The following is a 23,182-nucleotide window of genomic DNA, read 5'->3' on the forward strand; positions in this document are numbered from 1 at the left end:
CGTTTTGCCGAACTGCAAGGGCTGGCTTAATACTTTGATGTAGAAAGCTTATGCCCGACGCGGTTCCGCAGCTCAGGCCTGCAATTGCTCCAGCGCCTCCTGCTGTTCCAGCCATTCATTTTCAAGCTGGTCCAGCTCCTTGCTGCAATAGGCCTGGTCGGTGATGAGCGTCTTGAGTTCTTCCTTGTTGGCGGCGTCGTAGATATCCGGGCTGGCCAGGCGCGCATCGATCTCTCCCTTGCGCGCATTGAGCTTGGCGATCTGTTCGTCGAGGCGCTTGATGCGGGCCTCAATCGGTTTTTTGAGGGCCGACATCTTCTGGCGCTGCTCGGCCTCCAGACGCTTCTGTTCCTTACGGTCCACCAGCGAGGCCGGGGCCTCGGCCACCGGCTGGCTGGCCGTGGGCAGCGGCGCGGCAGCCGCCGCATCGTTGCGGGCGGCCAGCTTGGTCTTGAAGAGCCAGTCCTTGTAGTCGTCGAGGTCGCCATCGAAGGGTTGCAGCTTGCCTTCGGCCACGATCAGGAACTGGTCGGTCGTGGCGCGCAGCAGGTGGCGATCGTGGGAGACCAGCACCAGCGTGCCTTCGAACTGTGCCAGCGCCATGGTGAGCGCTTCGCGGGTTTCCAGATCCAGGTGGTTGGTCGGTTCATCCAGCAGCAGCAGGTTGGGGCGCTGCCAGACAATCAGAGCCAGCGCCAGGCGCGCCTTTTCTCCGCCCGAGAAGGGAGCGATGGAGGAGGTCGCCATGGTGCCGTTGAAATTGAAGCTGCCCAGGAAGTTGCGCAGTTCCTGCTCGCGCACATCCGGTGCCAGACGGGTCAGGTGCCATAGCGGCGATTCGTCATGGCGCAGCATTTCCACCTGATGCTGGGCGAAGTAGCCGATCACCAGTCCCTTGCCCAGGCGGGCCGTACCGGACAGCGGATCGATCTCGCCGGCCACGGTCTTGATGAGCGTGGACTTGCCCGCGCCGTTGACGCCCAGCAGACCAATGCGCTGCCCACTCTGCAGCGAGAAATCGATGCCATGCACGATGATCTTGTCTTCATCGGGCGCGCCATTCTTGCCCTTGATGTGATAACCCGCGTTGACCTTTTCCATCACCAGCAGCGGATTAGGTGCCGACAGGGGCTCACGGAATTCGAAGGAGAATTCGGCGGCCGCCCGCAGCGGTGCCAGCTCTTCCATCTTCGACAGGGCTTTCATGCGGCTCTGCGCCTGTCTGGCCTTGGTGGCCTTGGCCTTGAAGCGGTCGATGAAGGATTGCAGGTGCGCGCGCTGGCGCTGCTGCTTCTCGATCATGCCCGCCATCAGTTCCAGCTGGGCCGAGCGCTGGCGCTCGAAGCTGCTGTAGTTGCCGGAATAGCGCTTCAGTTTTCGATCATCGATATGAACGATCACGTTCACCACGCCATCCAGGAAATCGCGGTCGTGGGAAATGATGAGCAGGGTGCCCGCGTAGCGCTTCAACCAGTCTTCCAGCCAGATGATGGCATCCAGGTCCAGGTGGTTGGTCGGTTCGTCCAGCAGCAGCAGGTCGGACGGGCACATCAGTGCCTGCGCCAGGTTCAGGCGCATGCGCCAGCCGCCGGAGAAGCTGGCCACCGGCCGCGCCATTTGCTCCAGCGAAAAGCCCAGACCCAGCAGCAATTGCTCGGCGCGCGAGCGTACGGTGTAGGCATCGGCATCGGCCAACGCGGTATGCAGCTCGGCGATATGGTTGCCGTCGTGTTTGTCGTCCGGCTGCGCTTCGGCGCGGGCCAGATCGGCTTCCAGCTGACGCAGGTGAGCGTCGCCATCGATGGCGTACTCGATGGCGGGACGATCCAGCGCCGGCGTTTCCTGCGCGACGTAGGCCATGCGCCAGCGCGCCGGGAAATCGACATTGCCCTGGTCGGCATGCAGCTCGCCGCGCAGCATGGCGAACAGGCTGGACTTGCCGGCGCCATTGGCACCGATCAGGCCGATCTTGTCGCCCGGATTGAGCGTCAGGTCGACATTGTCCAGGAGCGGCTTGACGCCGCGCTGGAGGGAAACTTGCTGGAAACGGATCATCGGTGATTCACAATCGTTGGAGCGCGCTAACGCGGATGCTGACGCTCAGGGTCAGGCCAGTTGCAGTTGTTCGGCCGTGACCAGGAACACCATGTCGTCACCGGCACTGGTGGTCAGCCAGGTCAGTTCCAGTTCCGGGAAGGCCGCTTCGGCGAAGGCGCGCTCATTGCCGATCTCGACCACCAGCACGCCTTCGGGCGTGAGGCGCTCGGCGGCGCCGGCGACGATCTTGCGTACCAGGTCCATGCCATCCTCGCCACCGGCCAGGGCCAGTTGCGGTTCGCGCAGGTATTCCTGGGGCAGCTTGCTCATGGAACCGGAATTCACATAGGGCGGATTGCTGATGATCAAGTCATACTTGCGCAGCGGCAGTTGCGTGTACAGGTCGGACTCGACCAGGTTGATGCGCTCCTGCAACTGGTATTCGTCCACATTCTTGCGCGCCACGGCCAGCGCATCGGCAGAGATGTCGACCGCATCGATCTGCGCGTTCGGGAAGGCATCAGCCAGCAGGATCGGCAGGCAACCGGAACCGGTACACAGGTCCAGCGCGTTGACGATGGCTTCCGGATCCTGGATCCAGGGCGAGAAATGCTGCGGAATCAGTTCGGCGATGAAGGAACGCGGCACGATCACGCGTTCATCCACGTAGAAGCGATATGCGCCCAGCCAGGCTTCATTGGTGATGTAGGCCGCCGGGACGCGGTCCTTGCTGCGGCGTTCGATCACGCGCATGACGGACGCGATTTCCTCGGGGAGCAGACGCGCATCGAGGAAGGGATCGAGCTGATCCAGCGGCAATTTGAGCGTATGCAGGATCAGGTAGGCTGCCTCGTCGAGCGCATTGCTGCTGCCGTGGCCGAAGAACAGTTGCTCGGTGTTGAAGCGGGTCACGGCGTAGCGCAGCAGGTCGCGCACGGTGGAGAAATTGTTGGGGGTCATGATGTTCTCTTCAATGCTTGGGCTTACGCCAGCAGGTTTTCCAGCGTCTTGCGGTAGATGTTCTTCAGGGGATCGATATAGCGCACTTCGATGTGCTCATCGATCTTGTGGATGCTGTCATTGGGCGGACCGAACTCGATCACCTGCGGGCAGATCTGGGCGATGAAGCGGCCGTCTGAGGTGCCACCGGTGGTCGACAGTTCGGTGTCCAGTCCGGTCTCTTCCTTGATCGCCTTGGACAGCGCATCCGACAGGTCGCCGCGCGGGGTCAGGAAGGGCAGGCCGCCAACGGTCCACTTCAGGTCGTATTCCAGGCCATGCTTGTCGAGGATGGCATGCACGCGCTGCTGCAAACCTTCCACGGTGCTGGCGGTGGAGAAGCGGAAGTTGAAGTCGATCACCACTTCGCCCGGGATCACGTTGGAAGCGCCGGTGCCGCCGTGGATGTTGGAGATCTGCCAGGAAGTCGGCAGGTAGTATTCATTGCCCGCATCCCACTGCTCGGCCACCAGTTCGGCCAGTGCCGGCGCAGCCTGGTGGATGGGATTGCGCGCCAGTTGCGGATAGGCGATATGGCCCTGGATGCCCTTGACGGTCAGCTTGCCCGACATGGTGCCGCGGCGGCCGTTCTTGATCATGTCGCCCAGGGTCTTGGCCGAGGTCGGCTCGCCGACGATGCAGTAATCCAGCTGTTCGCCGCGCGCCTTGAGGGCATTGCAGACGACGACCGTGCCATCGATGGCCGGGCCTTCTTCGTCGCTGGTGATGAGGAAGCCGATCGAACCCTTGTGATCGGGATGGGCCGCCGTGAACTCTTCGCAAGCCACCACCATGGCGGCAATCGATGTCTTCATGTCGGACGCGCCACGGCCATAAAGGCGGCCATCGCGCAGGGTCGGCTGGAAGGGATGCGACTGCCACTTCTCCAGCGGGCCGGTGGGCACCACGTCGGTGTGGCCGGCAAAGACCACCAGCGGCTGCGCCGTTCCCTTGCGCGCCCACAGATTGGTGACGTCGCCGGACTGGATGGTCTCGCAGACGAAGCCCAGCGGCGCGAGCAATTCCGCCAGCCGCGCCTGGCAGCCTTTGTCTTCGGGGGTGACGGAAGAAAGGGACATCAATTCCTGGGTCAGGGCCAGCGTCTTGCTCATGATCATTTCTCGAAAATGTGTTGATACTGATCGGCCTTGAAGCCGACGTGATACTGCTTGCCATCGAACAGCACCGGGCGCTTCACCACCGACGGGTTTTCCACCATCAGGGCCACCGCAGCGGCGTCATCGGTGATGGCGGCCTTGCGCTCATCCGGCAGGGCGCGCCACGTGGTCCCCTTGCGGTTGACCAGCACGTCGCGCTCCACGTCCTTCAGCCAGGCCCGGGCCTGTTCGGCAGTGAGGCCGGCCTTCTTGAAATCGTGGAAGTGAAAGGCGATGCCTTGCTCGTCCAGCCACACGCGGGCTTTCTTGACGGTGTCGCAGTTGGGAATGCCAAAAAGGGTGATCTTGTCGCTCATGTTCGCTTTCTCAATGGGGCTGGCTATCGGGGGCCAGAACACGACGCCGCGCCGGTGTGCGAGACGACCGGCGCGGCGCGTGGGTACTTCAGGCCTTCAGCAAAGCCGCAGCGCGGAATTACTCGCCGCGCAGCAGTTCGTTGATGGAGGTCTTGGAGCGGGTCTGGGCATCGACCTTCTTGACGATGATCGCGGCGTACAGGCTGTACTTGCCATCCTTGGACGGCAGGTTGCCCGGCACCACCACCGAGCCCGCCGGCACGCGGCCGTAGTGGACTTCGCCGGTTTCGCGGTCGTAGATCTTGGTCGACTGGCCGATGTACACGCCCATGGACAGCACCGAGTTCTCTTCGATGATGACGCCTTCGACCACTTCCGAACGGGCACCGATGAAGCAATTGTCTTCAATGATGACCGGACCCGCCTGCACGGGCTCCAGCACGCCGCCGATGCCGACGCCACCGGAAAGGTGAACGTTCTTGCCGATCTGGGCCGCCGAACCGACGGTGGCCCAGGTGTCGACCATCGTGCCTTCGTCGACGTAAGCGCCAATGTTGACGTAGGAGGGCATCAGCACCACGTTGCGGCCAATGAAGGAGCCATGACGCGCCACCGCCGGCGGCACCACGCGGAAGCCTCCCTTGGCGAAATCTTCCGCAGTGTAATTGGCGAACTTGGTCGGCACCTTGTCGTAGAACTGCGGATAGCCAGGTCCGGCCGACATCGGCACGTTGTCTTCCAGGCGGAAGGACAGCAGGATGGCCTTCTTCACCCATTGGTTGACTTCCCACTGGCCGACGCCCTGACGGTTGGCCACGCGCAGGGTGCCATCATTCAGGCCTGCGATCACTTCGGCCACCGCATTGCGGATGTCGGCCGGGGCGCTCTTGGGAGACAGGCTGGCGCGATCTTCCCACGCCTGATCGATGATGTGCTGAATGGACTGTGTCATGTTGATATCGATGAACTCTAGTGTGAACGGGAGAGAAACTGGCACCGGGGCCGGTGCGGACAAGCTCAAGCCTGGCCGGCCAGTTTCTTCGTGAAGGCGACGATGCGTTGCGCAGCTTCCAGGCATTCGCCCACTTCGGCCACCAGCGCCATGCGGATGCGGCCCGCGCCCGGATTGACGCCATGCGCTTCGCGTGCCAGGTAGCTGCCCGGCAAGACCGTGACATTATATTCGGCGTAAAGACGGCGGGCGAATTCGGTGTCGCTGATGTCGACCAGCTTGTCGACCTTGGCCCACAGGTAGAAGGCGGCATCGGGCAGGGCGACGTCCATCACTTCCTGCAGCAGCGGGGTCACCTGGGAGAACTTGGTGACGTACTTGGCGATGTTGTCCTGCACGTGGGTTTCGTCCTGCCAGGCCAGCACGGAGGCGGCCTGAATCACCGGGCTCATGGCCGCGCCGTGGTAGGTGCGGTAGAGCAGGAATTTCTTGAGGATGGCTGCATCGCCGGCCACGAAGCCCGAGCGCATGCCCGGCACGTTGGAGCGCTTGGACAGGCTGGAGAAGGAAACCAGGTTGCGATAGTCGCGGCCCAGCAGCCGTGCCGCCTGCATGCCCCCCAGCGGCGGATCCTGCTTGAAGTAGATCTCGGAATAGCACTCGTCGGAGGCGATCACGAAACCATAGCGATCCGACAGGGCGAACAGTTCCTTCCAGTCTTCCAGCGTCAGCACGGCGCCGGTCGGGTTGCCCGGCGAGCAGACGAACAGCAGTTGCACGCGTTCCCATACTTCTTGCGGTACCTGGCTGAAATCGGGCGCAAAGTTGCGCGCCGGGTCCGAATTGACGAAGTAGGGCTCGGCGCCGGCCAGGTAGGCCGAACCTTCATAGATCTGGTAGAACGGGTTGGGGCACATCACCAGCGCGCCGGGCATGGTCGGATCGACCACGGTCTGGGTCAGCGAGAACAGGGCCTCGCGCGAACCGATCACCGGCAGGATCTCGGTGGCCGGATCGGGACGCGGGATGTCGTAACGCTTCTGCAGCCAGTCAGCGATCGCACCGCGCAGGGCGTCGCTGCCCAGGGTGGCCGGATACGAGGCCAGGCCAGACAGGTTGTCCGTCAGCGCCTGCTGGATGAAGGCAGGGGTAGGGTGCTTGGGCTCGCCGATGCCCAGGCTGATCGGACGATAAGCCGGGTCGGGCGTGATGCCGGCGAAGAGCTTCTTGAGCTTTTCGAAGGGATAGGGCTGCAGTTTGTCGAGTAGGGGATTCACGTCGCTGGACTGGAGTAAAGCTTTCCGGGCCAGCGTCTCGCGAGGAGCTCGGCCGGCCACGGCAAAGGGCTGGGAAAGTTGGCGATTATACCGTCATTTGAGGGCATTGCCGCGCTCCCGGTCGGCCCGGTGTTGAGTCCTTGGCATGTCTGGCGCACAAGAAAACGGCTGTGGTGATCCTGATCGGGCGCGTGTTTACCTTCCTGCACGCTGGCAAAGAAAAGGTGCAATCCGGAAAATCAGGGACAGTTACGCGGTGTATTCAGGGGATTGTCAGGGAGAGTCAGAGAGTATTGTGGTCGCTCGCCAAAACGGGACCGTTCACAGGGCGGCCCACCCATTCCCGGAGAACAAGAATGAAAAGCCTCAAGGCGCAGCTACTGTCTGCGCTGGTCGTGATGTGGATCGGTTTGCTGGCGCTGGCCGCCTGGTCCGCCTTCAGCGCCCGTGAAACCATGATCGAAGAACGCAAGGATGGCCTGCGCCGCGTGGTGGAAGCCGCCAACGGGGTGGTCAACAGCTATGTGGCCGATGTCGCGGCCGGCAAGATTTCCAAAGAGGAAGCCCAGAAGAACGCGCTGGAACGCATCGCCGCCATGCGCTACGACGGCGACAACTATCTCTTCATCTTCGACTCCCGCCCGGTGGTGCTGATGCTGCCCTCCAACAAGGCGATGATCGGCAAGAACGTGGCCGACCGCAAGGATTCCGAAGGCAAGGCCTATTACGTCGAGATGATGAAGGTCGGCCAGGAAAAACAGCACGGCTTCGTGCAATACATGGGCCGCCTGCCTGGTACCGACGACAGTAACCGCACCCCAAAAATGAGCTATGTGGTGCACAACAAGACCTGGGACTGGTTCATCGTCACGGGCGTGTTCCTCTCCGATGTGCAGGCCCAGTTCCGCTCCGACCTGTTCAAATTGCTCGGTATCCTGGTGGTGGTCGGTGGACTGGTCTCGCTGATGATGCTGGCCATCATCCGCCGCATTACCGGTAGTCTCGGTGGCGAGCCGGCCTATGCGGTGGCCATCGCCACGCGCATTGCCAACGGCGACCTGACGGTACGGGTCGACACCCGTGCCGGTGACAACCGCAGTCTGCTCTTCGAGATGGCCACCATGCGAGAGCGGCTGGGCGGCGTCATCAAGGGCATCCGCCAGGGCACCGATGCCATCGATATCGGCGCGCGCGAGATTGCAGCGGGCAACCTGGACCTGTCTTCGCGCACTGAAGAGCAGGCCGGTTCGCTGGCGACCACAGCCTCCAACATGGATACGCTGACCGCCACCGTCAAGCAGAACGCCGACAACGCCCGCCAGGCCGGCCAGTTGGCAAACAACGCCTCGGAAATCGCCAGGCGCGGCGGCGAGGTGGTGGGGCAGGTGGTGCAGACCATGGAGGGCATCACGGAAAGCTCGCGCAAGATCTCCGACATCATCGGCGTGATCGATGGCATTGCGTTCCAGACCAATATCCTGGCCCTGAATGCGGCGGTGGAAGCCGCCCGCGCCGGCGAGCAGGGGCGTGGCTTTGCGGTGGTGGCCTCGGAAGTGCGTTCGCTGGCCCAGCGCAGTGCCCAGGCGGCCAAGGAGATCAAGGCCCTGATCGAGGATTCGGTGCAGCGCGTGGGCGATGGCTCGGACCAGGTGGCCCGCGCCGGCGAGACCATGGGCGAGGTGGTGTCGGCGGTGCATCGCCTGACCGACATCGTCAGCGAGATTTCGGCGGCCTCCGAAGAACAGCGCCGGGGCATCGAGCAGGTCAACCTGGCCATCGGCGAGATGGATCAGGTGACCCAGCAGAACGCGGCGCTGGTCGAAGAGGCGGCCGCTGCAGCCGGTTCACTGGAAGAGCAGGCGCGACGCCTGAAGGCCGCGGTGGCGACCTTCCGCGTCGAAGGCGAAGAGGGCGCAACCGCGCCTGCGCCGGTGGCAGTCCCCAAGGCTGCGCCTGTCGCAGCCAAAGCAGCGATCCCGGTCAAACCACTGCCCAAGCCTGCGGCCAAGCCCCTGGTCAAGGCAGCCGCGACGCTGGCGCCACCAGGCAAGCCTGCAGCCCCCGCCAAACCGGCCTCTGCGGGCAGGTCATCGCCCGCAAACGATGATGGGGATTGGGAGACCTTCTGATTTTCTCGGATTGAAATGAAGAAATGGACGCCGTACCGGGTGCGCTCGGTACGGCGTTTTTCATGGGGCCAGCGCATCGGACAAGAGGGCGGAAGCAGGCATCCTGGCGCGGTTTTTGGTCTGGCCGGGCCCGTGCGATGTTATGATACCGGCCGTTCCGGAAGCAAAAATCCCGCTTCCTCTTAACTGATTCAATTTGTCGATAACGTGCGTCTAACTTCCATCAAATTATCTGGATTCAAGTCCTTCGTCGAGCCTACGCACTTCCAGGTTCCGGGGCAGCTGGTGGGTGTGGTCGGGCCCAATGGCTGCGGCAAATCCAACATCATCGACGCCGTGCGCTGGGTCCTGGGCGAATCCAAGGCCTCCGAGCTGCGCGGCGAGTCGATGCAGGACGTCATCTTCAACGGCTCCACCCACCGCAAGCCGGCCGGGCGCGCCTCGGTCGAACTGGTGTTCGACAACTCCGCCGGCAAGGCGGCCGGCCAGTGGGGCCAGTACGCCGAAATTGCCGTCAAGCGCACGCTCACGCGCGACGGTACGTCCTCGTACTACATCAACAACCAGTCCGTGCGCCGCCGCGACATCCAGGACATCTTCCTCGGTACCGGCCTGGGCCCGCGCGCTTACGCCATCATCGGCCAGGGCATGATCTCGCGCATCATTGAGGCGCGTCCTGAAGAGCTGCGCATCTTCCTGGAAGAAGCCGCGGGCGTGTCGAAGTACAAAGAGCGCCGCCGCGAGACCGAGAACCGCCTGCACGACACCACCGAAAACCTCACGCGCCTGGAAGACATCCTGCGCGAACTGAACGCCAATCTGGAAAAGCTGGAAGCGCAAGCGGCCGTGGCCAAGAAATTCCACGAGCTGCAAAACGACCAGGAAGAAAAGCAGAAGCTGCTCTGGCTGCTGCGCAAGAACGAAGCCAAGGCCGAGCAGGAGCGCTTCTTCAAGGAAATCGAACGCGCCCAGATCGACCTGGAAGAGCAGACCGCCAAGCTGCGCCACGTCGAAACTGAACTGGAGCACATGCGCCAGGCGCACTACGCCGCCGGCGACCGCCTGCACCAGGCGCAGGGCCATCTGTACCAGACCAATTCCGAGATCGGCAGCCTGGAAGCGCAGATCAAGTTCGTCATCGAATCGCGCAATCGTCTGCAGGCGCAACTGAACTCGCTGGGCGCGCAGCGCGACCAGTGGCAGCGCCAGGGCACGCAGCAGCAGGAAGAACTGGCAGAAGCCGAAATCCAGCTGGAAGAATTCGGCATGCGCGTGGAGCAAGCCCAGCACGCCGTGCAGGACACCAGCGACCGCCTGCCCTCGCTGGAATCGGCCTGGCGCGAGTCGCAGGTCAAGACCACCGAGTCGCGCGGCAAGATCATGCAGGTGCAGCAGCAGATCGAACTGCAGTCCACGCACCAGCGCAATGCCTCCAACATCCTCTCGGGCCTGGCCGTGCGCCGCGAACGCCTGCTGCAGGAAAAGAGCGGCATGGCCCTGCCTGACGAGACCCACCTGTCCAACCTGCGCATGCAGCTGGAAGAAAAGCAGGCCTCGCTGGAAGAGGCGAGCATGTATCTGGAAGAGGCGCAGGAGCAACTGCCGCGCCTGGAAGAAGAGCGCCGCACCGCCCAGGAACTGGTCAGCAAGGAAACCTCGGCCAACGCCCAGCTGGAAGCCCGCCTCACCGCCCTGAAGCAATTGCAGGAAAGCGTGCAGGCCCAGGGCAAGGTCCAGCCCTGGCTGGAAAAGCACGGCCTGGCCGAGCTGCCGCGCCTGTGGCAGAAGCTGCACATCGAATCCGGCTGGGAAACCGCGCTGGAAGCGGTGCTGCGCGAGCGCATGTCGGCCCTGGAAATGTCCAACCTGGACTGGGCCAAGGCCTTCTTCAGCGACGCCCCGCCGGCCAAGCTGGCGCTGTACGCCCCCAATGCCGGCCTGGCCCAGCCCGAAGCCCAGCCGGTAGCGGGCCTGAAGCCCTTCGTGACCCTGCTGCAGCTGAACGATCCGGGCCTGCGCGCCCTGATGAACGACTGGCTCAATCACATCTACATCGCCGACGACACGGCCACCGCCTTTGCCGAGCGCGCCAAGCTGCCGCTGGGCGGCTTGTTCGTGACCCGTCAGGGCCATGTGGTGAGCAATGCCAGCGTGCGTTTCTATGCCTCCGATTCGGAGCAGGACGGCATGCTGGCGCGCCAGCAGGAAATCGAGAACATCACCAAGCAGCAACGTGCCCAGGCTATGCTGGCCGAGGAAGCCAAGGGCCGTGCCGTGCGCGCCGAGGCAGCCCTGTCGGGCGCATCGCAGCGTCTGCAGGAACTGCGCCAGCGCGTCAATTCGCTCACGCAATCGGCACACAGCCTGCAGATCGAGGTGATGAAGCTGGCCGAAGTGCAAGAGCGCTTCAACCAGCGCAGCACCCAGATCGCCACTGATCTGGAAGAAATCGGGATGCAGGAAGCCGAGCAGCAGCAGGTGCAGGCCGAATCCGAGGCCCGCTTCGAAGAGCTGGACATCGAACTGGCCGAGCTGCAGGAACAGCACGAGAACGGCCAGACCGATTACCTGAACAAGGAACAGCAGCTCAACGACGCTCGCACCCGCCTGCGCGAGCTGGAGCGCGCCGCCCAGGAAACCGAGTTCGCCGAGAAGTCGCATCGCAACAAGATCGAGGAGCTCAAGCGCGGCATTGCCACCGCCTTGGAACAGGCGGCGCAACTGTTTGCCAGCATGCAGCAAGGCTCGCTGGAACTGGAAAGCCTGGACGACCAGGCCGCCCAGGCCGGCCTGCAGGAATTGCTGGACCGCCGCAGCGAACAGGAGCGTGCGCTGGCCGATGCCCGCCACGAGCTGGATCAGCTGTCGCAGCAACTTCGTTCACATGAAGAATCGCGCATGCAGGCTGAACGCAGCCTGCAGCCCCAGCGTGACCGCATCACCGAGCTGCAACTGAAGGAACAGGCCGCGCGCCTGAACCAGGAGCAATTCTCCGAGGCGCTGGCACAGACCCAGGCCGACGAGGCCGCGCTGTCGGAAAAACTGACCAGCGACATGCGTCCGTCCTACCTGCAAGGCGAAGTGACGCGCCTCACCAATGCCATCGCCGCGCTGGGGGCGGTCAACCTGGCCGCACTGGATGAACTGGCTACCGCCTCCGAGCGCAAGCACTTCCTCGATGCCCAGCACGCCGACCTGAACGAAGCCATCACCACGCTGCAGGATGCGATCCACAAGATCGACATGGAAACCCGGGATTTGCTGCAGGACACCTTCGACAAGGTCAACCACCACTTCTCGGAACTGTTCCCGGTGCTCTTCGGCGGCGGCCAGGCCAAACTCATCATGACTGGCGACGAAATCCTCGATTCCGGCGTGCAGGTCATGGCGCAGCCGCCGGGCAAGAAGAACGCCACGATTCACCTGCTCTCCGGTGGCGAGAAGGCCCTGACCGCCACGGCCCTGGTCTTCTCCATGTTCCAGTTGAACCCGGCGCCGTTCTGCTTGCTCGACGAAGTGGACGCGCCGCTCGACGATGCCAACACCGAACGCTTCGCCAACATGGTCAAGCGCATGTCGGAGTACACGCAGTTCCTCTTCATTTCCCACAACAAGATCGCCATGGAAATGGCGCAGCAGTTGATCGGGGTGACCATGCAGGAGCAGGGCGTGTCGCGCATCGTGGCGGTGGACATGGAGTCGGCCGCCAACTTCTCCAGCGCCGAGCAGGCCGCCTGATGATTTGTGCGGCAATGGCCTGCGGCTTTGTCGGCTTGACAAGCAGGGGGTGTGACCGTACCCTGAAAACCTTGCCGGCCAGCCCGCAGCGGGCGCAAGCCCCAGCTGGAACCGTTCTGATTCGGCCCCCACGGGCCATGGAAAAATAACAATATCTTGACCGCGCACTTGCCGTACCCGATCCGTCCGATTCCCCTGCATGGCTCCGCTGAGCCGGTGCAGGCGGCTGCCAGCGCTGCGGCAGCATCGACGGAGCGCCGTGTGAGCGGCCCGCGCGGTCCAGGCTTTCTTGGATTGATAGGATTCGGATTTCTTCGATGAGCAGCTTTTCCCAGCCGACCATGCCACGCGGCGCCCATGATGGCGCCCTCCAGCCCGCCAGCCTGAAAGGTCGTGCAGCATGATGATGGATCTCCAGACCAGCCTGATCATCCTGGGCGGCGTCTTCGTCGCCGGGGTCATCACCTACAACAAGTGGCAGGAGCACAAGGCGCGCAAGACCGTGGAGCGCGCCTTTTCTTCGTCCCATGATGATGTCCTGATGTCGCCGGATGAGCCGGCGGCCACGGCCGAGCCGGTCTTCGCCCCGCCTGTGGCAGACCGCACCGCGCCTGCGCCGCGCATGGCCGAGCCGACGCTCGAACCTGATGCCGGACGCGCCGAGCCTTCCTTCTACGATCTGCCCGAACGCAAGCCGGTCCCGGCCCCGGTGAAGGCTTACCAGGAGCAGGCCGAGTTCGAGCCGCGTGAACCCTTCCTGGGTGAGCCGCCGGTGCCCGCAGCCCCTGCCACTGCGGCAGCCGAGGAGGCCGTACTGGGTGAGGCGGTGGCGCAGGCACCGCAATCGACGGTGGCCCAGGTCATCGCCGGTGCGGAAGAGCAGGGCGATGCCGTCCCCGCCTTCACGCCGCCGCCCGAGATGCAGGCCCGCCTGGCGCCCAAGCGCGAACTGCCGGTGGACGAACTGATCGACTGCAACATCCCCATCGCACTGGACAACCCGCTGCGCGGCGAAAAGCTGCTGCCGATGCTGCAAGGCCTGCGCCATGTCGGCAACAAGCCGGTGCATTTCATCGGCCGCACCACCGACGGCGACTGGGAAGCCATCGCCCACGGCAGCATCTACAACGCCTTGCTGGCCGGTGCGCAGCTGGCCAATCGCAGCAATGCCATCAACGAGATCGAGTATTCGGAACTGGTCATGCGCCTGCGCGACCTGACCGATTCGCTCTCGGGCGAACCGGAACTGCCGGACATGCCCGACGTCATCCGCACCGCCCAGGCGCTCCACCAGTTCATCATTGACCATGATGCGCAGCTGTCGGTGAACGTGCGCTCGCAAGGCGCGCCCTGGAGCCTGGCGACCTTGCTGGCCGCACTGACCCGCCAGGGCTTTGATCGCCGTACAGAAGGCTATCTGGTGATGCAGGATGGCGAAGGTGAAGTGCTCTTCGCCCTCTCCACCAATGCCACGCCGACCGATGAAACCACCGATCGCCTGACCCTGTTGCTGGACGTGCCCCGTGTGGCGCCGTCCCGCGATGGCTACGGTGCTCTGGTGGCCTGCGCCAAGTCGTTGTCGGCCCGCCTGGGTGGCGTCATCGTGGATGACAGCGACCAGCCCCTGACCGATGAAGCCCTCTCCGATATCGCCGAACAGGTGGCCGCGTTCTACAGCGCCATGGAATCGGCCGAGATCCCTGCCGGTTCCACCCGTGCCTTGCGCCTGTTCAGCTAAGGTCGCGTTTTTACTCCCCCTACGATGCAAGACGACTTGTTTTCCGCCGGACGGCCCCCGCAAGGGGAGCCGGACTGGCTGTCGCGCGCGCGCGTGCTGCGCGACGAACTGAATCGCCACAACCACAGTTATTACGTACTCGACCAGCCCAGCATTCCGGACGCCGAATACGATCGCCTGTTCCAGGAACTGCAGGCACTGGAAACCGCCCATCCCGAACTGTTGACGCCCGATTCGCCGACGCAACGCGTGGGTGCCGGGCCGCTGCCGCAGTTCGAGCCGGTGCGCCATGACATCCCCATGCTCTCGCTGGGTAACGGTTTCGCCGACGAAGACATCGAAGCCTTCGGCAAGCGCGTGCGTGATGGCCTGGAAACCTTGCAGGAAGTGCGCTACGCCACCGAGCTGAAGTTCGACGGCCTGGCCATCAGCCTGCGCTACGAGAATGGCGTGCTGGTGCAGGCCGCCACGCGCGGCGATGGCACCACGGGCGAGAACGTGACCGCCAACATCCGCACCGTGCGTGCCATTCCCCTGCGCCTGCACGGCGAGAGCCTGCCGCAAGTGATCGACGTGCGCGGCGAAGTGCTGATGTACAAGGACGACTTCGCGCGCCTGAATCAGCGCCAGCGCGATGCCGGGCAGAAGGAATTCGCCAACCCCCGCAATGCCGCCGCCGGCAGTCTGCGCCAGCTGGATTCGCGCATCACCGCGCAACGCACGCTGCGCTTCTTCGCCTATGGCATTGGGGTGCTGGAGGGGGCCGAGATGCCGGCTTCGCACTCGGCCCTGCTGGACTGGTACCAGCAACTCGGCCTGCCGGTGTGCAAGGAGCGCGCCGTGGTGACGGGGGCTGCCGGTCTGCTGGACTTCTTCCGCAGTATCGGTGCCAAGCGCGAGAGCCTGCCTTACGAAATCGATGGCGTGGTCTACAAGGTGGATCGGCTGGACCAGCAGAAGCATCTGGGCTTCGTCTCGCGCGCTCCGCGCTTTGCGCTGGCCCACAAATTCCCGGCGCAGGAAGCGCTGACCGTGGTGCAGGATATCGAAGTGCAAGTCGGCCGCACCGGTGCCATCACTCCGGTGGCGCGTTTGAATCCCGTTTTCGTCGGCGGAGTCACGGTGACCAACGCCACCCTGCACAACGAAGATGAAGTCCGCCGCAAGGACATCCAGATCGGCGACACCGTCATCGTGCGCCGCGCCGGTGACGTGATTCCGGAAGTGGTGGCCTTCGTGCCCGAGAAGCGTCCGGCCGATGCGCGCCCCTTCGTCATGCCGGCCAACTGCCCGGTGTGCGGCTCGCCCATCGTGCGGGCGGAAGATGAGGCAGTGGCGCGCTGCTCGGGCGGTTGGCTGAAATGTTCAGCGCAGCGCAAGGGCGGACTGCAGCATTTTGCTTCACGCCGCGCCATGGACATCGAAGGCCTGGGCGAACAGCTGGTGGAACAACTGGTGGATCGCCAGGTGGTCAACACGCCGGCGGATCTGTATCGCCTCGGCTTGTCGGCGCTGGCCGAACTGGACCGCATGGCCGAGAAATCGGCGCAGAACGTACTGGACGCCCTGCAGAAGTCCAAGACCACCTCGCTGGCACGGTTCATCTATGCGCTGGGCATCCGCCACGTGGGCGAGGCCACGGCCAAGGAACTGGCGCGCCATTTCGGCGGCATCGACAAGCTGCTCGCCGCCAGTGAAGAACAACTGCTGGAAGTGGCCGATATCGGTCCGGTGGTTGCCGCCTCGATCCGTGCCTTCTTCAATGATCCGATCAATGTCGAGCTGGTCGAGCAGTTGCGCGCGGTCGGCGTGCACTGGCCCGAGAGCGAGGGTGTCGATGCCGGTGCCAAACATCTGGCCGGCAAGACCTTCGTGTTGACCGGCACCTTGCCCAACCTGTCGCGCGATGAGGCCTCGCAGTTGATCGAAGCGGCCGGCGGCAAGGTTTCCGGTTCCGTGTCGAAGAAAACCAGTTACGTGGTTGCCGGGGCCGAAGCCGGCAGCAAGCTGGCCAAGGCCGAGGAACTGGGCATCGCCATCCTCGATGAGGACGCTCTGAAGGCGCTTTGCGCCGGTCAGGATGCGTCAGAAACGTAATCACCTTGTCTTTTTATTCATATAGAATGCCGCCCGTAAGCAGTCCCGTTCCCGGGACTGCGGTGCAGGATTCACCGCATAACGCCATAACAACATAGCAAGACCCATTCTTACCTCGGAGTCATGATGATCAAGAAGATCAAGAAAGCCGTTTTTCCTGTCGCCGGTCTCGGTAGCCGCTTCCTGCCCGCCACCAAGGCCCAGCCCAAGGAAATGCTGCCCATCGTCGACAAACCGCTGATTCACTATGCCGTGGAAGAGGCGGTCGCCGCCGGCATCACGGAAATGGTGTTCATCACCGGCCGCAACAAGCGCGCCATCGAGGATCACTTCGACAAGGCCTACGAGCTGGAATCCGAGCTGGAAGCCGCCGGCAAGAAGAAGCTGCTGGAGATCGTGCAGAACGTGGTGCCCAAGAACGTCAACTGCATCTTCATCCGTCAGTCCGAGCCGCTGGGCCTGGGCCACGCCGTGCTGTGCGCGCGTCCGGTGGTGGGTGAAGAACCCTTCGCCATCCTGCTGGCCGATGACTTCATGGATACCGATGAGGGCGTCAAGCCGGTGCTGGCACAGATGACCGACATCTATGCACGTGAAGGCATGAGCATGCTGGCCGTGCAGGAAGTGCCCAAGAACGATACCCGCCAATACGGCATCGTCAGCGCCACCCCTTACCAGCCGGACCTGGAGCGCATCAACGCCATCGTCGAAAAGCCGGCCCCGGAAGAAGCCCCGTCCACGCTGGCCGTGGTGGGCCGCTATGTGTTGAACAGCCGCATCTTCCACTACCTGGAAAACATCCCGCGCGGTGCTGGTGGCGAGATCCAGCTCACCGACGGCATCGCCAAGCTGATGCAGGCCGAATCCGTGCTGGCTTACCGTTACCAGGGCCAGCGTTATGATTGCGGTTCCAAGCTGGGTTACCTCAAGGCCATGGTGGCCATGGGTCTGAAGCACCCGGAAACCGGTCCGGCCTTCTCGGAATACCTGCAGGAAGTGGCCAGCAAGGCACGCTGATCGCAGCTGCGGTCCAGCGCCAGCCTCTGGCGCGGCGCACTGCTTGCACAATGACGCCCGGTTCCTGCCGGGCGTCTTTCATGGAGAGCTTCAATGGCAATACGCGAGATCCTCAAAATGGGCGACCCGCGTCTGCTGCGCCAGGCGCAGCCGGTCACGCAATTCGGTACGCCTGAACTGGCGCAACTGGTGGACGACATGTTCGAGACCATGCGTGCCGTCAACGGTGCCGGGCTGGCCGCGCCCCAGATCGGGGTCGACCTGCAGCTGGTGATCTTCGGCTTCGGCCATAACCAGCGCTATCCGGAGGCACCGGCGGTGCCCGAGACCGTGCTCATCAATCCGGTGCTGACGCCCTTGTCGGATGAGGAGGAAGAGGGCTGGGAAGGCTGCCTGTCGGTGCCCGGCATGCGCGGCGTGGTGCCGCGCTGGAGCCGTTTGCGCTATCAGGGCCTGGACTTGCACGGCAACGAGATTGACCGCACCGTCGACGGCTTCCATGCCCGCGTGGTGCAGCATGAGTGCGATCACCTGCAGGGCATCCTGTATCCGATGCGCATCCGCGACTTCCGCCAGTTCGGTTTCACCGAAGTGCTGTTCCCGGACCTGGATCCCAATCAGGACGACTGAACGAGGACGCTGCAAAAAAAACATCCCGGCACCAGGCCGGGATGTTCGTTTCAGGGTCGAAGGGTTTCAGGACCGATGAAACCGCGAATCGTCCATCAGGCGTTTTCCTTCACCCGCTGGTCGATATGGGCCAGCGCCTCTTCCACCTGGTCGATCAGGATCAGGCACAGGTCGCCGGGCTGCAGGGTAGCGAGGGCAGTATCGATGGCGACGAATTCGCCGTTGATTTCCTTCACATCCTTGGTACGCTTGGCCCCTTCGAGGCCCTGGCGCAGCAGCGCAATCACTTCGCCGTCTTCACGGCCGCGCTGGCACTGATCCTGGTACAGCACCACTTCATCGAAGGCATCGCCCAGCAGTTCGGTCTGGCGGGTGATGTCGACGTCGCGGCGGTCACCGGCACCGCTGATGACCACCGAGCGGCGCTTGGCAGGCAGGCTGTCGACGGCCTTGATGAGGGCCTGGATGGCATCCGGATTGTGGCCGTAGTCGGCGATCAGAGTGGCACCCTTGTAGTCGAACAGGTTGAAGCGTCCCGGTGCGGTACCGCTGTCGCTGATGAAGCTGGCCAGGGCGCCGGTGATCTGTTCCCAGTCCAGGTTCAGCGCCCAGGCGGCACCCACGGAAGCCATCACGTTCTCGACCTGGAAGCCGATGGCACCGCTGCGGGTGAGCGGAATGCCGGACAGCTTCAGGCGTTTTTCGAACGTACCTTGCGCGGCCACGATGGCGTCGCCGTCTTGATAGACGATGCGGTGGCCCTGCGCGCGGTGGGTGGCCATGATGGGGTGGGTCGGGTCCAGCGCGAAGAAGGTCACCGAGCCGGGGCAGGAGGCGGCCATCTTGGACACCATCGGGTCCGCCGCATTCAACACGGCAGTGCCGGTCGGCGCCACGTTCTCGACGATGACGCGCTTGACCACGGCCAGGTCTTCCACGGTGCTGATGTAGGACAGGCCCAGGTGGTCGCCCATGCCGATGTTGGTGACCACGGCCACGGCGCAGCGGTCAAAGCCCAGGCCTTCGCGCAGCACGCCGCCACGGGCGGTTTCCAGCACGGCAGCATCGACATCGGGGTGGAACAGCACATTGCGGGCGCTGCGTGGGCCGCTGCAGTCGCCGGTATCGGTGCGCTGGCCATCGATGTAGACGCCATCGGTATTGGTCATGCCCACGCGCAGGCCGGTCTTGGCCAGCAGGTGCGTGATCAGGCGCACGGTAGTGGTCTTGCCGTTGGTGCCGGCCACGGCCACCACCGGGATGCGGCCATCGTCGCCATCGTCGTACATGGTTGAGATGATCGCTTCGCCCACATCGCGAGCCTTGCCGTAAGAGGGCGAGAGGTGCATGCGCAGGCCGGGCGCGGCGTTGACTTCGACGATGCCGCCGCCTTGTTCTTCCAGCGACATGTGCACCGAATTGCAGACCACGTCCACGCCGCAGATATCGAGCCCGACCATTTGCGCGGCGGCGATGGCGCGTGCGGCCACATCCGGATGCACGTCGTCGGTGACATCGGTGGCGGTGCCGCCGGTGGAGAGGTTGGCGTTGTTGCGCAGGACCACGCGCACGCCCTGGGCGGGGATGGCTTCCGGGTCCAGGTTTTGGCCGGACAGCACCGACAGGGCGATGTCGTCCAGGCGGATCTTGGTCAGCGACGTGGCGTGGCCATCGCCGCGCAGCGGGTCGGCGTTGACCTGGTCGATCAGCTGGCGGATGGTGTGCACGCCGTCGCCGATGACTTGCGGCGGATCGCGGCGGGCGGCCGCCACCAGGGTCTTGCCGATGACCAGCAGGCGGAAGTCGTGGCCGGGCAGGTAGCGCTCGACGATGACTTCATCGCTGATCAGGGCGGCGTTGTTGAAGGCGCGGGTGATCTGTTCCGGGGTGCTGATGTTGACGGCCACCCCCTTGCCCTGGTTGCCGTCCAGCGGCTTGATGACCACCGCCGAACCGATTTCCTCGGCGGCCTTCAAAGCATCTTCCACGGTCTCGACCACGCGGCCGTTGGGGACCGGCACGCCAGCGGCGTGCAGCAGCATCTTGGTCAGGTCCTTGTCTTGCGCAATCGATTCGGCGATGGCGCTGGTATTGCTGGTCTCGGCGGCCTGGATGCGCTTCTGGCGGCTGCCCCAGCCGAACTGCACCATGCTGCCCTGGGTCAGGCGGCGATACGGGATGCCGCGCTTGATGGCGGCGTTGACGATGGAGCCGGTCGAGGGACCCAGGCGCACATCTTCATCCAGTTCGCGGATGCGGGCCAGCGCAGCGGTGAGGTCGAAGGGGGTGTCGGCCTGGGCGGCGCGCACCAGTTCCAGCGCGAGGTCGAAGGCCAGGCGGCCGACTTCTTCTTCGCTGTATTCCACCACCACCTGGTAGATGCCGGTCTCGACGGTGGAGACCGTGCGGGTGAAGGTCACCGGGCAGCCGGCCTGGTTTTGCAGCGCCAGGGCGGCAGCGGCCAGGGCGTGCGCCATGGAGACGACCTGCTTGCCGCCATCGGGTTCGAGGAAGCCGATCTGCGGGAAGCGGGCGCGCAGGCGCAGTTCGAAGCCGGGCATGTCATCGATGACGCGCTCGTTTTCCGGGCAGGAAACGATGGCCTCGATGGCAGTGTGTCTGCTCCAGAGATTGGGGCCGCGCAGGGCGCGAATGCGGGATACGTCCATGGACTCGTTTTCCTAGATGTCTCTTGATCTTGATTCAGTCGGTCTTGCAGGTCACGCCGGCTCAGGCGGCCTGGCTCTTGAACTTCAGGCCTTGCTCCTCGGCGCGCTCGGTGCCGAACAGCTCGATGCCGGCACGGATCACCTCCGGGCCGATGCCCAGGGCCCAGGCGGCGCCGACGGCGGCCAGCACGTTCTCGACCTGGTAGGCCACCGCGCCGTTTTCGGTCAGCGGGATGGCATCCACCGAGCTGACCTTGCACTGGCGCTCGCCTTCGGCCTGGATCAGGTCGCCATCGCGCAGGAACACGGCGCGACCGCCTTCCTTCAGGTGGCTGGCCAGCAGTTCGGAAGCCGGGTCGGTGCTGAAGAAGATGACTTCGCCATCGCACAGCTGGGCCATGTCGGCCACCAGTGGGTCGTCGGCATTGAGCACGGCAGCCCCTTCCGGCAGCACCAGGTCGACCTGGGTGCGCTTGACCTTGGTGGCGATCTGCTCGGCGTTCTCGATGTAGAACTCGGGCAGGCTGTCGGTGGGATCAATGTTGGCCACCACGCCGACCAGGCAGCGGTCATAGGCCAGGCCTTCGGCGAGGATGGCAGCGCTGCCGTTCTCGAACACGGCAGCTTCCACGGCGCGGTTGAGCAGGACGCGATGGGCGGCATCCCAGGTGGCGCGGTTGCCGCGCTCGATCTGGCGTTCGCCGAAGTACAGGCCTTCACCGCAGGCCAGGCCCACGTGCTTGCCCGAGAGGTGCACGATGCGGGCGATCAGGCGCGAAATGGTGGTCTTGCCATGGGTGCCGGTGACGCCGACGACGGGAATGCGGCCGTTTTCTTCCGGGCCGAACAGGTTGTCGACGATGGCTTCGCCGACCGGACGCGGCTTGCCGTCGGAGGGCTTCAGGTGCATCAGCAGGCCGGGGCCGGCATTGACCTCGACGATGGCGCCGCCCTGGTCCTGCAGCGGGCGCGAGATGTCTTCGGCGACGATGTCGACACCGGCGATGTCCAGGCCGACGATGCGCGCGGCCAGGGAAGCGGCAGCTGCCACGCTGGGGTGGACCAGGTCGGTGATGTCGGAGGAGACATTGCCATTGCGCAGCAGCAGGATGCGGCGGCCGGCGGCGGGGACCGATTCGGTGGTCAGGTTCTGGCGCTGCAGTTCCAGCACGGCGGCCGGTTCGCGGTCCAGCAGCACCGGGTCCAGCAGGTGTTCTTCCAGCAGGCCGCGGCGCGGGTCGCGATTGAGTTCGTCCAGCAGGTCCTGCACGGTGGACTTGCCGTCGCCGACGATGAAGATCGGTTCACCACGGGCGGCAGCGGCCAGCTTGCCGCCGACGATCAGGAGGCGGTGTTCCAGGCCCGGCACGAAACGTTCGACCAGCACGCCGCTGCCTTCTTCCAGCGCGACCTTGTAAGCGGTTTCGATTTCTTCCTGGGTGTTCAGGTCGATGAAAACGCCCCGGCCGTGGTTGGCATCGCAGGGCTTGACCACCACCGGCAGGCCGATGTCCTGGGCGGCATCCCAGGCGTCTGCGGGGCTGTCCACCAGACGGCCTTCGGGCACCGGCACGCCACAGGTTTCCAGCAGCGACTTGGTGAGATCCTTGTCACGCGAGATGCCCTCGGCAATCGCGCCGGTCTGGTCGGATTCGGCGGTCCAGATGCGGCGCGACTTGCAGCCGTGACCCAGTTGCACAAGGTTGCCTTCGGACAGGCGGATGGTCGGGATGCGGCGCTCGTCGGCGGCGTCCACGATGCAGGCGGTGCTGGGGCCCAGGCACAGGCGGTCGACCATGCGGCGCAGCTTGCGCAGGGTGCCGTCGAGGTCGTACGGACGGTCTTCGATGGCGGCCATCACCAGGTCGCGGGCGGCAAAGAGCGCTGCGCGGGTGACCGTTTCATGGCGGGCACGCACCACGACCTTGTAGACGCCGCGCACGTTGGTCTCGCGCGCCTTGCCGAAGCCGCCAGGCAGGCCGGCCAGGTTCTGCAGTTCCAGGGTCACGTGTTCCAGGATGTGGCCGGGCCAGGTGCCTTCGTGCAGGCGGCGCACGAAGCCGCCGCGCTCTTCGTAGCTGCAGCGGTGTTCGATCAGGGTGGGCAACCAGGTGGTGAGGCGGTCGACGAAGCCGGGAATGGTATTGGAGGGAAAATCTTCCAGTTCGCCGATATCGATCCACACTTCGAGGGCGGAGCGGTAGGTCCAGATGTTGGGACCCTTGAGATTCAGAAAACGGAGGAATTCGATGTTTTTCATGTGTGGTGGATAGTCCGCTGTAATTGCCCAAGCCAGGATGCCGATGCTGGCTGCATCGCACGTGCCGCCCTGCGCACGCCGGTCAGCGCTCTGTCAGAATAACGCATGGTTCACTAACGCGCAGGGCGAGTTTTGGTTTACTGCATTTGCCAACTGGAATAACTG

General features: G+C 64.1%; 14 protein-coding genes. 6 read left to right on the forward strand and 8 right to left on the reverse strand.

Features of this window, described 5'->3' with window-relative positions:
* Nucleotides 1–72: 72 nt before the first annotated feature.
* The 6 genes from JOD78_RS01415 to dapC all read right to left on the reverse strand — a co-directional run bounded on the left by JOD78_RS01415 (nucleotide 73) and on the right by dapC (nucleotide 6,739).
* Nucleotides 73–2,055, reverse strand: a complete 1,983-nt coding sequence (locus JOD78_RS01415; protein WP_121039939.1) for an ATP-binding cassette domain-containing protein — start codon at nucleotides 2,053–2,055, stop codon at nucleotides 73–75.
* A gap of 51 nt (nucleotides 2,056–2,106) precedes the next feature.
* A complete protein-coding gene (gene prmB / locus JOD78_RS01420; protein ID WP_134135288.1) occupies nucleotides 2,107–2,997 on the reverse strand; it encodes a 50S ribosomal protein L3 N(5)-glutamine methyltransferase in 891 nt (296 codons plus the stop codon).
* Nucleotides 2,998–3,020: 23 nt separating this feature from the next.
* Complete coding sequence (gene dapE / locus JOD78_RS01425) at nucleotides 3,021–4,148, reverse strand: succinyl-diaminopimelate desuccinylase (protein WP_209569072.1); 1,128 nt, start codon at nucleotides 4,146–4,148, stop codon at nucleotides 3,021–3,023.
* A gap of 2 nt (nucleotides 4,149–4,150) precedes the next feature.
* Nucleotides 4,151–4,510 carry an ArsC family reductase gene (locus JOD78_RS01430; protein ID WP_121039948.1) on the reverse strand — a complete coding sequence of 120 codons (360 nt, stop codon included), beginning with the start codon at nucleotides 4,508–4,510 and terminating at the stop codon, nucleotides 4,151–4,153.
* Nucleotides 4,511–4,628: 118 nt separating this feature from the next.
* Complete coding sequence (dapD, locus tag JOD78_RS01435) at nucleotides 4,629–5,462, reverse strand: 2,3,4,5-tetrahydropyridine-2,6-dicarboxylate N-succinyltransferase (protein ID WP_039788307.1); 834 nt, start codon at nucleotides 5,460–5,462, stop codon at nucleotides 4,629–4,631.
* 65 nt (nucleotides 5,463–5,527) lie between these two features.
* The gene (gene dapC, locus JOD78_RS01440) at nucleotides 5,528–6,739 is read right to left on the reverse strand and encodes a succinyldiaminopimelate transaminase (protein WP_209569070.1); all 1,212 of its coding nucleotides are present in this window, start codon (nucleotides 6,737–6,739) and stop codon (nucleotides 5,528–5,530) included.
* A gap of 356 nt (nucleotides 6,740–7,095) precedes the next feature.
* Between dapC and JOD78_RS01445 the strand changes: the two genes are divergently transcribed.
* The 6 genes from JOD78_RS01445 (at nucleotide 7,096) to def (ending at nucleotide 18,088) form a co-directional block, all read left to right on the forward strand.
* Entirely contained in the window at nucleotides 7,096–8,868 is a 1,773-nt protein-coding gene (locus JOD78_RS01445; RefSeq protein WP_209569068.1) for a methyl-accepting chemotaxis protein, read from the forward strand.
* A gap of 207 nt (nucleotides 8,869–9,075) precedes the next feature.
* Nucleotides 9,076–12,606: a chromosome segregation protein SMC gene (gene smc / locus JOD78_RS01450; RefSeq protein ID WP_084320190.1), complete on the forward strand. Its 3,531-nt coding sequence runs from the start codon at nucleotides 9,076–9,078 to the stop codon at nucleotides 12,604–12,606.
* A 400-nt stretch (nucleotides 12,607–13,006) separates the two neighbouring features.
* Entirely contained in the window at nucleotides 13,007–14,344 is a 1,338-nt protein-coding gene (locus tag JOD78_RS01455; RefSeq protein ID WP_204725425.1) for a cell division protein ZipA C-terminal FtsZ-binding domain-containing protein, read from the forward strand.
* A 24-nt stretch (nucleotides 14,345–14,368) separates the two neighbouring features.
* Nucleotides 14,369–16,441: an NAD-dependent DNA ligase LigA gene (gene ligA, locus JOD78_RS01460; protein WP_209569055.1), complete on the forward strand. Its 2,073-nt coding sequence runs from the start codon at nucleotides 14,369–14,371 to the stop codon at nucleotides 16,439–16,441.
* Between the two features lie 126 nt (nucleotides 16,442–16,567).
* Entirely contained in the window at nucleotides 16,568–17,458 is an 891-nt protein-coding gene (gene galU / locus JOD78_RS01465) for a UTP--glucose-1-phosphate uridylyltransferase GalU (protein ID WP_039789660.1), read from the forward strand.
* A gap of 93 nt (nucleotides 17,459–17,551) precedes the next feature.
* Nucleotides 17,552–18,088, forward strand: a complete 537-nt coding sequence (def, locus tag JOD78_RS01470) for a peptide deformylase (RefSeq protein ID WP_121039964.1) — start codon at nucleotides 17,552–17,554, stop codon at nucleotides 18,086–18,088.
* Nucleotides 18,089–18,183: 95 nt separating this feature from the next.
* Here def and cphA (JOD78_RS01475) read toward each other — a convergent pair whose 3' ends face one another.
* On the reverse strand, nucleotides 18,184–20,757 hold the full coding sequence (gene cphA / locus JOD78_RS01475; protein ID WP_134135294.1) for a cyanophycin synthetase: 2,574 nt from the start codon (nucleotides 20,755–20,757) through the stop codon (nucleotides 18,184–18,186).
* 61 nt (nucleotides 20,758–20,818) lie between these two features.
* Complete coding sequence (cphA, locus tag JOD78_RS01480; protein WP_134135295.1) at nucleotides 20,819–23,017, reverse strand: cyanophycin synthetase; 2,199 nt, start codon at nucleotides 23,015–23,017, stop codon at nucleotides 20,819–20,821.
* Nucleotides 23,018–23,182: the final 165 nt, after the last annotated feature.

This window comes from Herbaspirillum sp. 1130 (assembly GCF_017833835.1).
In the GTDB taxonomy this organism is placed as follows: Bacteria; Pseudomonadota; Gammaproteobacteria; order Burkholderiales; family Burkholderiaceae_D; genus Herbaspirillum; species Herbaspirillum huttiense.

Excerpts from the sequence above, each read along its gene's own strand:
- JOD78_RS01415 (WP_121039939.1), bottom strand. The coding sequence starts at position 2,055 with ATGATCCGTTTCCAGCAAGTTTCCCTCCAGCGCGGCGTCAAGCCGCTC.
- prmB (WP_134135288.1), bottom strand. The coding sequence starts at position 2,997 with ATGACCCCCAACAATTTCTCCACCGTGCGCGACCTGCTGCGCTACGCC.
- dapE (WP_209569072.1), bottom strand. The coding sequence starts at position 4,148 with ATGAGCAAGACGCTGGCCCTGACCCAGGAATTGATGTCCCTTTCTTCC.
- JOD78_RS01430 (WP_121039948.1), bottom strand. The coding sequence starts at position 4,510 with ATGAGCGACAAGATCACCCTTTTTGGCATTCCCAACTGCGACACCGTC.
- dapD (WP_039788307.1), bottom strand. The coding sequence starts at position 5,462 with ATGACACAGTCCATTCAGCACATCATCGATCAGGCGTGGGAAGATCGC.
- JOD78_RS01445 (WP_209569068.1), top strand. The coding sequence starts at position 7,096 with ATGAAAAGCCTCAAGGCGCAGCTACTGTCTGCGCTGGTCGTGATGTGG.
- JOD78_RS01455 (WP_204725425.1), top strand. The coding sequence starts at position 13,007 with ATGATGATGGATCTCCAGACCAGCCTGATCATCCTGGGCGGCGTCTTC.
- ligA (WP_209569055.1), top strand. The coding sequence starts at position 14,369 with ATGCAAGACGACTTGTTTTCCGCCGGACGGCCCCCGCAAGGGGAGCCG.
- galU (WP_039789660.1), top strand. The coding sequence starts at position 16,568 with ATGATCAAGAAGATCAAGAAAGCCGTTTTTCCTGTCGCCGGTCTCGGT.
- def (WP_121039964.1), top strand. The coding sequence starts at position 17,552 with ATGGCAATACGCGAGATCCTCAAAATGGGCGACCCGCGTCTGCTGCGC.
- cphA (WP_134135294.1), bottom strand. The coding sequence starts at position 20,757 with ATGGACGTATCCCGCATTCGCGCCCTGCGCGGCCCCAATCTCTGGAGC.
- cphA (WP_134135295.1), bottom strand. The coding sequence starts at position 23,017 with ATGAAAAACATCGAATTCCTCCGTTTTCTGAATCTCAAGGGTCCCAAC.